9 protein-coding genes are annotated in these 11,807 nt (G+C 55.2%); 5 read left to right on the top strand and 4 right to left on the bottom strand.

Features of this window, described 5'->3' with window-relative positions:
- The 3 genes from B3Z49_RS21405 to B3Z49_RS21395 all read right to left on the bottom strand — a co-directional run.
- Positions 1-170, bottom strand: a 170-nt coding sequence (locus B3Z49_RS21405) for an RNA polymerase sigma factor region1.1 domain-containing protein (RefSeq protein WP_296994927.1), incomplete at its 3' end; no start/stop codon positions are given.
- A 116-nt stretch (positions 171-286) separates the two neighbouring features.
- The gene (dnaG, locus tag B3Z49_RS21400) at positions 287-2,176 is read right to left on the bottom strand and encodes a DNA primase (RefSeq protein ID WP_197145767.1); all 1,890 of its coding nucleotides are present in this window, start codon (positions 2,174-2,176) and stop codon (positions 287-289) included.
- A gap of 160 nt (positions 2,177-2,336) precedes the next feature.
- Positions 2,337-2,792 carry a GatB/YqeY domain-containing protein gene (locus B3Z49_RS21395; RefSeq protein WP_008889523.1) on the bottom strand — a complete coding sequence of 152 codons (456 nt, stop codon included), beginning with the start codon at positions 2,790-2,792 and terminating at the stop codon, positions 2,337-2,339.
- Positions 2,793-3,160: 368 nt separating this feature from the next.
- On the opposite strand from B3Z49_RS21395, the gene carA reads away from it, so the two are divergent.
- From carA to greA, 3 genes are all read left to right on the top strand, one after another.
- The gene (gene carA, locus B3Z49_RS21390) at positions 3,161-4,327 is read left to right on the top strand and encodes a glutamine-hydrolyzing carbamoyl-phosphate synthase small subunit (protein WP_296994722.1); all 1,167 of its coding nucleotides are present in this window, start codon (positions 3,161-3,163) and stop codon (positions 4,325-4,327) included.
- Positions 4,328-4,423: 96 nt separating this feature from the next.
- Complete coding sequence (carB, locus tag B3Z49_RS21385; RefSeq protein WP_120224378.1) at positions 4,424-7,666, top strand: carbamoyl-phosphate synthase large subunit; 3,243 nt, start codon at positions 4,424-4,426, stop codon at positions 7,664-7,666.
- A 103-nt stretch (positions 7,667-7,769) separates the two neighbouring features.
- The gene (gene greA, locus B3Z49_RS21380; RefSeq protein ID WP_008889520.1) at positions 7,770-8,243 is read left to right on the top strand and encodes a transcription elongation factor GreA; all 474 of its coding nucleotides are present in this window, start codon (positions 7,770-7,772) and stop codon (positions 8,241-8,243) included.
- A 145-nt stretch (positions 8,244-8,388) separates the two neighbouring features.
- Here the strand turns inward: greA and B3Z49_RS21375 are convergent, their stop codons facing one another.
- A complete protein-coding gene (locus B3Z49_RS21375; protein WP_008889517.1) occupies positions 8,389-8,874 on the bottom strand; it encodes an Lrp/AsnC family transcriptional regulator in 486 nt (161 codons plus the stop codon).
- 345 nt (positions 8,875-9,219) lie between these two features.
- On the opposite strand from B3Z49_RS21375, the gene trxB reads away from it, so the two are divergent.
- On the top strand, positions 9,220-10,170 hold the full coding sequence (gene trxB / locus B3Z49_RS21370) for a thioredoxin-disulfide reductase (protein ID WP_296994716.1): 951 nt from the start codon (positions 9,220-9,222) through the stop codon (positions 10,168-10,170).
- 311 nt (positions 10,171-10,481) lie between these two features.
- Positions 10,482-11,414, top strand: coding sequence for a LysR family transcriptional regulator (locus B3Z49_RS21365; protein WP_064779685.1), 933 nt, complete (start codon positions 10,482-10,484; stop codon positions 11,412-11,414).
- Positions 11,415-11,807: the final 393 nt, after the last annotated feature.

Genomic DNA, 11,807 nt, shown 5'->3' with positions numbered 1-11,807 from the left:
AAATGCTCGGATGGCAGGGCCGCGTTCAACTCATCGACCGAGATGTGGCCCTTCTCCTTGCCCTTGGCAATGAGCTTTTTTATGGCCGACTTATATGTATCGAGAAGAGGTCCGTCTGCGTTTTCAGAAGAGTTCTTTTTCTCTTCAGCGTTCGAAGTCTTAGACGACATCTATTCCCCGTTTCCCGCTGGGTACGTTCGTACCGTTGTTGTCCCAAGCGCCGTGTCTTTCAGCGCAAATCACAAATAGCCCGATCGCTGATCCAGACCACACACGTGATCAATGATCAGTCGTCGAGCTTAAACACTTTCTCCCGGCGTCGGGCCAGATCCTCTCGTCTGTGAGAAAATCTTTCCCATTCCTCCTCGCTGGTATCTGCTGCCAACTGTCGGACGGCGTATTTTGCCTCTTCGTCCTCCAGGGAGCTTACAGCCATGGAAAAAACCTGTTTCCAACCCGTCAGGGCCCGTTCGAGCGGCGTTTCGGGCTTGGCGAAAGCGGCGTGCGCAATAACATCGGCACTAACCACCCGCAAAACTGTCTCTGACAGCCCGTCGCGCTCCAATTGGGCCTTGATCGTTTCGCAATCAAGTCCAGGATCATCGTCAAGCAGCTTTAAGACGGCCCGACGAAGATTGTCAAGCGCGGAGTCTGCACAACTATAGATTCCCAGCTGTTCACCAATCTCATCATGCAAGGCAGGATGGTTGATCAATGTCAGCAAAAGAATGGAGTCTTGCAGGTCACGCTTCTTTTGCATGGGCGGTCGCGACATGCCCGGAACCGCTTTACCGGCCGGACCCCAGAAATGGTCATTTTTTCCGCGTTTGCCACCCCATCCGGATTTTTTATTTTGGAAATTGCCCGAATTTCCCGACCGGTTTGCGGGCTTTCCGCCCCGATCGCCCTTGAACAGCTTCCAGATACGATCGCGGAAAAACGAATTGTATTGCGACCGCACGGCTTCATCGGCAATCACGGAAATACGTTGATTTATCGTCGCCTCAAGGGCTGCACGACGTTCCGGGGTGTCAATCTTGTGCGTGCCCGCATCCATGCGCCACACAAGTTCGGCCAACGGCACGGCATGTTCGATGATTTTGCGGAAACTGTTAAAGCCATCCGGGGCCGCCATCAGGCTGTCTGGGTCTTCACCCTCAGGCAGGATCGAAAACAGCAATGACTTGCCCGGGCGCAAAATCGGCAGCGCGCGTTCTGCGGCACGCACTGCTGCGCGCTTACCGGCAACATCGCCATCCAGACACAGGATCGGCTCGTTGGTCATTTTCCAAAGTTCGCCAATCTGTTCTTCGGTCACCGCGGTACCAAGTGGCGCCACCGCCCCGCGAAAGCCTGCACGGTGCAGGGCAATCACATCCATGTAGCCTTCGGTAACAATGATCGGCGCATCCTGTTGAGACGCTTCACGCGCCTGCGGCAAGCCATAAAGCAACCGCCCTTTGTGAAACAGTGGCGTATCCGGGCTGTTAAGGTATTTCGGCTTGCCATCACCCATGACGCGCCCGCCAAACGCCACCACCCGTCCGCGCCGATCCAGGATCGGGAACATGACGCGGCCTCTGAAGCGGTCATAGCTTTGCCGGTTGCCATCCTCGGGCTCGATCAGAAGCCCGGCCTCGATCATCAGTTTTTCGTCAATATCTTCGCGCTTGAGCGCCGCCTTCAGCGCCCCACGACTGTCCGGGGCATAGCCCAACCGGAATTCGGATATCGTTTTGTCATCCAGTCCGCGCTGATGGAAGTAATCAAGCCCTTCCTTGCCTTCGGGCATGCGCAACATGCGTTCGAAAAACGCACAGGCTGCTTCCATGACCTCGTAAAGGGTTTTGGCCTTCTGTTCGCGTTCCTGGGCTTCGCGGGATTGTTTGGGGACTTCCATGCCGACCTGATTGGCCAGCACCTCGACCGCCTCGATAAAGGTCAGGCCACGGGTATTCATCACAAAGCTGATGACATCGCCATGCGCGCCACAACCAAAGCAGTGATAGAAACCCTTTTGCTCATTGACCGTAAAGGACGGGGATTTTTCAGAATGGAACGGGCACAGCCCGGAATATTCCCGGCCGCGTTTGATCAGCTTCACCGATGTACCGACGACATCCGCCAGTCCCACCCGCGCCCGCAGGTCGTCTAGAAACGACTGGGGAAAGCTCATGTGTGCCCCGTTCCCATAATGTCACAGCAGTGTGCTGCAACTCTGTTGATTGGTCCCTGCCCCGGTCGACCTGATTGATGTGATTATTGTCCGGTCCCGGGACGACGAAAGCCGGACGATTTTACACGCCCGGCTTTCAAATGACATAGTCCTGTTGCGATTAACCCAACAGTTTTTTGGCGACACCACCGGCTTTGCCGAAATCCATCGTGCCGCTGTATTTTTCTCGAAGGGCTGCCATGGTGCGGCCCATATCCTTAAGGCAGGTCGCACCGATTTCCGAAACAGTGCCACGCACGGCGTCTTCGATTTCTTCATCGGACAGCTGGGCCGGCAGGAACTTTTCGATGACCTCGATCTCGGAGGCTTCCTGTTCGGCCAGTTCCGGGCGATTGCCCTTGGTGTACATTTCAATGCTTTCGCGGCGCTGTTTTACCATCGCCTGAAGCAGATTGATGATTTCATCATCTGAAATGCCATCGGTGTTGCCGTCGCTCCGTGCGGCGATATCGCGTTCTTTCAGTGCCGCCAGAATAAGGCGCACGGTGGTTACGGAGCAGGCATCCTTGGCAAGGACGGCCTTTTTCAAAGCGTCGTTAAGCTGCGATCGCAGCATGGCTCATCTCTGATTCTGTGGAAGAAAGGAGCGAACATACCGCAAAACGGCATTTGACGCAAAGAAAACGTTAACGCGTAAGTTATTGATTTTATTGTAAAAATAAAAGTTTAGATGCGTCCTTGACATGCCATGGCGACTCCCGTAGACATCCGCCAATTTGCCTGCCGGGATCACGCTTTGCCCCGCTTTCCGCAACCCCTTGCTGACGCTTTTGCGCTGTTGGCATACCTTGCTGGAAACCACTTGGCACGTCTGCATGGCCGGTATGCAGGTTAACAGCAGCCGTTTTTGTCGGCCTGCGCAGAATTATTATATATAAAAAGAATCCGTGTTTCACCGTGGAAAGATCGAAAGGACATTTGCCAATGTCAGCGCCCACGCACACCCCGCCCCCTGGTGCTTCTGCCGTTCTGGTTCTCGCAGATGGTTCAGTTTTTTGGGGACGCGGCGTCGGGGCCCGAGGAGAGGTCGTTGGTGAAGTCTGCTTCAACACGTCGATCACGGGCTATCAGGAAATCATGACCGACCCTTCCTATGCCGGTCAGATGATCACCTTTACCTTCCCCCATATCGGCAATGTCGGCACCAACGACGAAGATATCGAAAACGCCAAACCGGTCGCCCTTGGCTGCATCCTGCGCCAGGACATTACCGAGCCGTCAAACTACCGCGCCCAGAAACATTTCAACGACTGGCTGGCTGAACATGGCCGGATCGGGATCGCCGGTGTGGATACCCGCCGCCTGACCAAACGCATCCGGACCGAAGGCGCGCCAAATGGTGTGATCTGCCACAGCGAAGATGGCAGTTTTGATATCGAATCCCTGATCGCCAAGGCCAATGATTGGCCGGGCCTTGAAGGCATGGACCTTGCCAAGGACAACAGCTGCACCACCGGTTACGACTGGGACGAAGCGCTTTGGACCCGCGAAGGCGGATACGGCAAGGTTGGCAACGCCAAGCACCACGTCGTTGCCATCGATTACGGCGTTAAGCGCAACATCCTGCGCAATCTGGCAAGCCTTGATTGCAAGGTCTCGGTTGTTCCGGCCACCACCTCGGCCGATGAAATCCTTGCGATGAACCCGGATGGGATATTCCTGTCCAACGGTCCGGGCGACCCGGCCGCCACAGGTGAATACGCGGTTCCGACCATCAAAACCCTGATCGATAGCGGCAAGCCGGTATTCGGGATTTGCCTGGGTCATCAGATGATGGCGCTCGCCCTGGGTGCAAAAACCATGAAAATGGATGTCGGCCATCGTGGTGCGAACCACCCGGTCAAGGACACGACCACGGGTGTTGTTGAAATCACTTCGCAGAACCATGGCTTTGTCGTCGACAAGGACAGCCTGCCTGACAACGTCGAAGCAACGCACTTCTCGTTGTTTGATGGATCGCTTGCCGGTCTGCGCCTGAAAGACAAGCCGGTCTTCGCTGTTCAGTACCACCCCGAAGCATCGCCGGGGCCGCATGACAGCCACTACCTGTTCAAACGTTTCGTTGGTCTGATCGAGGACGCCAAAGCCTGATCCCCTGATCAGGACACGCCCGAGATTACCCGATTAACGGACTTAAACGAGGCGGTGCAGCCATAGCGCCTGCCCTTGCGAAAAGCGGAAAACGACATGCCGAAACGTACAGATATCAAATCAATCCTCATCATCGGTGCCGGCCCGATTGTTATTGGTCAGGCTTGCGAGTTTGACTATTCCGGTGCCCAGGCCTGTAAGGCCCTCAAGGAAGAAGGCTACCGCGTCATTCTGGTCAACTCGAACCCGGCGACCATCATGACCGACCCGAACCTGGCCGATGCGACCTATATCGAGCCGATCAAACCGGCCATGGTTGCCAAGATCATCGAAAAGGAACGCCCGGACGCGATCCTGCCGACCATGGGTGGTCAGACGGCGCTGAACACCGCACTTGCGCTGTTTAACGACGGCACGCTCGAAAAATACGGTGTCGAGATGATCGGTGCGAAAAAGCACGTCATCGAAAAGGCCGAAGACCGCCAGCTATTCCGCGAAGCCATGGACAAGATCGGCCTTGAAAGCGCGCGCTCAGCCATGGTTCGCACCTTTGAAGATGCGGTCAAGGCACTTGAAGTTACCGGCCTTCCGGCAATCATCCGTCCAAGCTTCACCCTTGGCGGTGAAGGCGGCGGCATTGCCTATAACCGTGAAGAATTCGAACAGATCGTGCGCAATGGTCTGGCGATTTCGCCGACCCACGAAGTGCTGATTGAAGAATCCATCCTCGGCTGGAAAGAGTATGAAATGGAAGTGGTCCGCGACAATGCGGATAACTGCATCATCATCTGCTCGATCGAAAACGTCGATCCGATGGGCATCCATACCGGCGACTCAATCACTGTCGCCCCGGCGCTCACCCTGACCGATAAAGAATACCAGATCATGCGCGACGCCTCGCTGGCGGTTCTGCGCGAGATTGGTGTGGATACCGGCGGCTCGAACGTTCAGTTCGCGGTCAACCCGGATGACGGTCGCCTGATCGTGATTGAAATGAACCCGCGTGTGTCACGCTCCTCGGCACTGGCATCCAAGGCAACCGGCTTCCCGATTGCCAAGATCGCAGCCAAGCTTGCGGTTGGTTACACGCTCGACGAACTTGATAACGACATCACCGGCGTTACCCCGGCCTCGTTCGAGCCAACCATCGACTATGTCGTCACCAAGATCCCGCGCTTCACCTTTGAAAAATTCCCGGGTGCCAAGCCGCTTTTGGGGACTGCCATGAAGTCGGTCGGTGAAGCGATGTCCATCGGTGGCTGCTTTGCCGAGAGCCTGCAGAAAGGTCTGCGGTCGATGGAGACCGGGCTTACCGGCCTGAACGAAGTCAAAATCGAAGGTGCGCCTGACAAGGCCGCCATCCGCGCCAAGCTGACCCAGCCGATCCCGTTCCGTATCCTCTACGCTGCCCAGGCTTTCCGTCATGGCCTGACGCTTAAGGAAATTCAGGGTGCGACCAAATTTGACCCCTGGTACCTCAAGCAGATTGAAATGCTGGTCGCCGAGGAAGAAAAAGTTCGCGCAAACGGCATTCCGACCGACAAGCAGGAACTGCTGCGCCTGAAAAAGCTCGGCTTCTCGGACGCACGTCTTGCTGAACTGGCTGGCAAGGACGAAGACGCCGTTCGTGCGGATCGTCACGCCCTTGGCCTGCGCCCGGTTTACAAGCGCATTGATACCTGTGCGGCCGAATTCCCGTCGCGCACCTCATACATGTATTCCATGTATGAAGGCGATGGTTTCGTTGAGCCGGAAAACGAGGCCGAAGTCACCGACCGCAAGAAAGTCATCATTCTTGGTGGTGGCCCGAACCGTATCGGTCAGGGCATCGAATTTGACTACTGCTGTGTTCACGCGGCCTATGCGCTGCGCGAAGCTGGAATCGAAGCGATCATGGTCAACTGCAACCCGGAAACGGTTTCAACTGACTATGACACATCAGACCGTCTGTATTTCGAACCGCTAACCGCCGAAGACGTGATCGAGCTTTGCCAGCTTGAACAAAGCAACGGCGAACTGCTTGGCGTGATTGTTCAGTATGGCGGCCAGACCCCGCTGAAACTTTCCGCAGCCCTTGAAAAGGCCGGCGTTCCGATCCTCGGCACCAGCCCGGACAGCATCGATCTTGCCGAAGACCGCGACCGGTTCCAGGCCCTGATCAACAAGCTTGGCCTGCGTCAGCCAGCCAACGGCATTGCCCGTTCTGTCGACGAAGCCGTCAAAATCGCCGAAGGCATCGGATACCCGATCGTCATCCGCCCAAGCTACGTTCTGGGTGGCCGTGCGATGGAAATCGTTCACACCACCGAAGACCTTCTGCGCTACATGCACGAAGCCGTTCAGGTTTCCGGCAAAAGCCCGGTTCTGATCGACAGCTTCCTGCAAGACGCGATCGAGATTGATGCTGACGCCGTATCTGATGGCGAGAACGTCTTTGTCGCGGGCATCATGCAGCATATCGAAGAAGCCGGTATCCATTCCGGGGATTCGGCCTGCTCCCTGCCGCCCTACTCGCTTGATGAAGCGATGATCGAACGCCTTAAGGAACAGACTGTTCAGCTTGCCAAGGCACTTGACGTTATTGGCCTGATGAACGTTCAGTTTGCGATCAAGGATGACATCATCTATCTGATCGAAGTGAACCCGCGTGCTTCGCGTACGGTGCCGTTCGTTGCCAAGGCAACCGGCAACCCGATTGCCAAGATCGGCGCGCGCATCATGGCAGGCGAAAAGCTCGGCGACTTTGAAATTGATCATGGTCCGTTCAAGCATATCGCGGTCAAGGAAGCCGTGCTTCCGTTCAACCGCTTCCCGGGCGTTGATACCTTGCTTGGCCCGGAAATGCGTTCAACCGGCGAAGTCATGGGTCTGGACACCGATTTCGGTCGCGCCTTTGCCAAGGCACAGATGGCAGCAGGCCATACGCTGCCGCTTGAAGGCAAGATCTTCATCTCGGTCAAAAACTATGACAAACCGGCTGCTGTTCAACTGGCGCGCGACGCCATTGCGCTTGGCTTTGGCATCGTTGCGACCCATGGCACTGCAGAAGCTCTTGAAAAAGAAGGGCTAGACGTCACCCCGGTCAATAAGGTACAGGAAGGACGTCCCCATATCGTGGACATGATGAAGAACGGCGATATCAAGCTGGTGTTCAACACCACCGAAAGCAAGCAGGCCGTGGTCGACAGTTTCTCGATCCGCCGTACTGCGCTTACCGATGACATCCCGTACTACACCACTGTCGCCGGTGCCCGCGCTACCCTGCGCGCCATCGACAACCTGAAACGCGGCGCACTTGAAGTCCGTCCCGTTCAGGAATATCTTGGGGACAAGTACTAAGGTTCTTAATCTGAACCTGACGGAAGAATTCAGACCGCCCGGCGGGATGCCGGGCGGTTGATTTTGTAGTATCGACCGCTAATAAGAATAGGCTGTGAGCGCGATGGAAAAAGTACCAATGACCCCCCAGGGGCATCAGCGTCTCGAAGAAGAACTGAAGCATCGCAAGTCCGTCGAACGTCTTGAAATCATCAAGGCCATTGCGGATGCCCGCGAGCATGGCGATCTTTCGGAAAATGCCGAATACCATGCCGCACGCGAACGCCAAAGTTTCTGCGAAGGTCGTATTGCCGAGCTCGAAGACGTGCTCAGCCGCTCCGAAGTTATCGACATCAAATCCCTTGCAGGTGATGTCGTGAAATTCGGCGCCAAGGTGCAGCTCGTTGACGAAGACACCGACGAGGAAACCACCTATCAGGTGGTTGGCCCGATCGAAGCCGACATCAACGCTGGTCGTATCTCGACCACGTCGCCAATCGGCCGTGCGCTGATTGGCAAGTCGGTCGGTGACTCTGTCGAAGTCACCGTGCCCGGCGGCACCAAAAGCTATGAAATTCTCAAGGTCGATTTTTCCTGACCTGAAAAGAGCTGATCAAGATTAAGGCCCGGTATTCCCGGGCCTTTTTTAATGCCGCATTCAAATGCAAAAACCGGCGCTTTGGGCACCGGTTTCATGCGTCTCTGACCTGATGAACGCCAAGCGTTACGGCTTAGGTTACCGCCTAGTCTTCGACCTCAATATCGATCGGCACACCGGGCATGTTTTTCGCGGTGCGAATCGAAAGTGCGGATTTAACGTGATTGACGTTCTCGGCAACTGTCAGTTCGGTGGTCAGGAATTTCTGATATTCATCCCAGCTGTGCGAGACGATTTTCAGAAGAAAGTCCATTTCACCCGCCACCATGTGGCATTCGCGGACTTCCGGCCAAGCGGCCGCACGGGCTTCAAACGCACGCAGATCATGTTCTGCCTGGCTGGCAAGCCCGACCATTGCAAACACAGTCACGTTGTAGCCCAGCGCCTGCGCATCCACATCGGCATGATAGCCCTGAATAAAACCGGTTTCCTCGAGTGCGCGCACACGACGCAAACAGGGGGGCGCTGAAATACCTGCACGGCGTGCAAGTTCCACATTGGTCATGCGGCCATCTTCCTGCAGATCGCGCAAAATTCTGCGGTCGATCTTGTCGAGTTTGACCCGTTGCATTTATTCCTCGATTCTGTGCGCGAAACTTACCCCGATTGAAACAATATTACAGCGAGGCAAGTTGCTGGCAATAATATAATCCGCATCAGAATGCAATCTTGTGCTTGGATGCCGTAACTGAAAACGCTGAAAAATCTGCTTTTTGGCGCAAATTTCCGCCATCCTGCACGACCATTCCGATACGCTTCGATGCCACAATGAAACTACCTGTTTCAAACGTAAAATTTCACCAATCAAAAAACGCGAAACAAGCTGCTCAAACTTTGCGTGAAGCGGTTGCGTCTTGCCCGGACTGCCCATATGTTCGATCTCTGTTTTTACTCATCTCGGACGTATACAAAGAACATGGCCCAGGAACATCAGACCAAAGTCCTCATCATTGGCTCCGGCCCTGCCGGGTACACCGCAGCGATCTATGCCGCGCGCGCGAACCTTGAACCTATGATGGTGATGGGTCTTCAGCCGGGTGGCCAGTTGACGATCACAACTGATGTCGAAAACTATCCGGGCTTCGCGGATGTCATTCAGGGTCCTTGGCTGATGGACCAGATGAAAGCCCAGGCCGAGCATGTCGGCACCAAAATGGTGCATGACCTGATCACCGAAGTCGATTTCTCCAAACGTCCGTTCGTCTGCAAGGGCGACTCCGGCGACACCTATATCGCAGACACGGTCATCATCTCGACCGGCGCACAGGCACGCTGGCTTGGCCTTCCGGGCGAAGAAAAATTCAATGGCCGTGGCGTTTCGGCCTGCGCGACTTGTGATGGTTTCTTCTATCGCAACAAGCCGGTCACGGTTGTCGGTGGTGGCAACACCGCGGTTGAAGAAGCCCTTTATCTTGCAGGTATCTGCTCCAAGGTTACCCTGATCCACCGCCGCGATGAACTGCGTGCGGAAAAAATGCTCCAGGACCGTTTGCTGAAGCATGAAAAGATCGAGGTTGTATGGGACAGCGTGGTTGAAGACATTCTTGGCGGTGATGGCCCGATGGACGGCGTCGAAGGTGTGCGCGTACGTAATGTCAAAACCGGTGCGCTGCTTGATATCCCGGCCGACGGTTTCTTTGTGGCCATCGGTCATGATCCGGCAACGGCTGTGTTCAAAGGCCAGGTCAACATGGATGACGAGAACTATATCCTCGTTAAGCCGGGCAGCACGGTGACCAATATCGAAGGCGTCTTTGCCGCAGGCGACGTCACCGACAAGGTCTATCGTCAGGCGGTGACTGCGGCTGGTATGGGCTGCATGGCCGCCCTTGAGGCAGAAAAGTTCATCGCAGAGCAAGAAGCCTGATCTTCTGGCGCAAATGAGCCTAAAGACCAAAGGGGACGCATCTGGCGTCCCCTTTTTTAATCGTTTCAAACGGCCGCGATCCGGCCAATTGACTGACATTGCGTCGAAAACCGCACCACGCCATGGACTTTGCAGGAAAATGTCTTCTTGCAGAAAATGTCACAGGCCTCATATTGATTGAATAATCATGCACTTGGTCAAAGCTTGTGATGCACTTAATAGTGTGGAAACCAAATTGGCCATAAAAGAAGAGAACAATTATCAGGGGTCCTGCGCATCGACCGTGCGCTGGCACATCTAGGAGCAGGTCTATGGACTGGGACAAGCTGCGTGTTTTTCACGCTGTTGCCGAAGCCGGGAGCTTCACCCACGCAGGGGAAAACCTTAATCTGAGCCAGTCGGCCGTCAGCCGACAGATCAGCGCACTCGAAGAAAGCGTGAAAGTCCCGCTTTTCCATCGCCATGCGCGTGGCCTGATCCTGACAGAACAGGGCGAGCTGCTGTATCGCACAGCACATGATGTTTTTGCCAAGCTTTCCATGGCAGAAGCCCGCATTCGCGAATCAAAGGAACGGCCAAGCGGTCCGCTCAAGGTCACGACAACCGTTGCCTTCGGTTCGACCTGGTTAACACCGCGCATCAACGAGTTCCTTGAACGGTATCCGGAAATCGAACTGTCGCTGGTGCTCAATGACGAGGAACTCGATCTTGCCATGCGCGAGGCCGATGTTGCCATCCGCATGCAGCCGCCCCGTCAGGCCGACCTTGTCCAGCGCCAGCTGATGACGCTGCGCTATCACGTGTTTGCATCGCCGGAATACATCAAGCAACACGGCATGCCCAAAACACCAGAAGACCTCAAGGACCATCGCCTGATCATCTATGGCGCGGATGCCCGTCCGCCGGTTTCCAACGTCAACTGGATGATGGCAACCGCACAGCAGTTCAAACCGGACATGCGCCCGATCCTGAAGCTTAACAATATCTATGGCATTTTCCGCGCCACCGAATCCGGTCTTGGTATTTCGGCACTGCCCGATTACTTGCTGCCAACCAACAGCAATCTGGTCCGCATCTTGCCGGAACTCGAAGGGCCAAGTTTTGACGCCTATTTCGTCTATCCGGAAGAACTGCGGCACTCCAAACGTATCGCGGTGTTCCGTGACTTCCTGATCGAGGAAATTTCAAAGGTCAAAGCAAAGGCCGCGGCAGCCGCCAGCGCCAGTGCCACGACCGAGAAATAGAATTCCGGACATCATCTTCTATCCGATTCTGCAACAGCCCGGCACTGCCGGGCTGTTGGCGTTTATGGGGTGTTTTACCAATATCGGGGCACATCAAATATCAGTCGTGCCATAATGTCTTAAAATTGCTGACATTTTATTGTCATGCGCCTGACGCATGGTTGACTTGTAGTCATTCTATTTTTGGTCCACCCAAGGATCACTTATATTCATATCATAAGTTGTGAGCATCCGCACAAAGCGAGCTTGCTCCGGCTTCCTGATCTTTGGACGATCCGTCCGCCGGAACGATATCCGACCTGGAATCTTCAAGAGATTCCCTACGTCTCCCAGACGTAAGCCTCCCTGTTGATCTTGCCGGTAGCTCCCCCGCTACCGGCTTTTTTTTGTGCC

The sequence above is a fragment of the Thalassospira sp. UBA1131 genome (genome assembly GCF_002311515.1).
In the GTDB taxonomy this organism is placed as follows: Bacteria; Pseudomonadota; Alphaproteobacteria; order Rhodospirillales; family Thalassospiraceae; genus Thalassospira.
This window is presented reverse-complemented; position numbering and strand designations above follow the sequence as displayed.

Coding starts and splice junctions, on each gene's coding strand:
- carB (WP_120224378.1), top strand. CDS start 4,424: ATGCCGAAACGTACAGATATCAAATCAATCCTCATCATCGGTGCCGGC.
- dnaG (WP_197145767.1), bottom strand. CDS start 2,176: ATGAGCTTTCCCCAGTCGTTTCTAGACGACCTGCGGGCGCGGGTGGGA.
- carA (WP_296994722.1), top strand. CDS start 3,161: ATGTCAGCGCCCACGCACACCCCGCCCCCTGGTGCTTCTGCCGTTCTG.
- B3Z49_RS21395 (WP_008889523.1), bottom strand. CDS start 2,792: ATGCTGCGATCGCAGCTTAACGACGCTTTGAAAAAGGCCGTCCTTGCC.
- B3Z49_RS21375 (WP_008889517.1), bottom strand. CDS start 8,874: ATGCAACGGGTCAAACTCGACAAGATCGACCGCAGAATTTTGCGCGAT.
- greA (WP_008889520.1), top strand. CDS start 7,770: ATGGAAAAAGTACCAATGACCCCCCAGGGGCATCAGCGTCTCGAAGAA.
- trxB (WP_296994716.1), top strand. CDS start 9,220: ATGGCCCAGGAACATCAGACCAAAGTCCTCATCATTGGCTCCGGCCCT.
- B3Z49_RS21365 (WP_064779685.1), top strand. CDS start 10,482: ATGGACTGGGACAAGCTGCGTGTTTTTCACGCTGTTGCCGAAGCCGGG.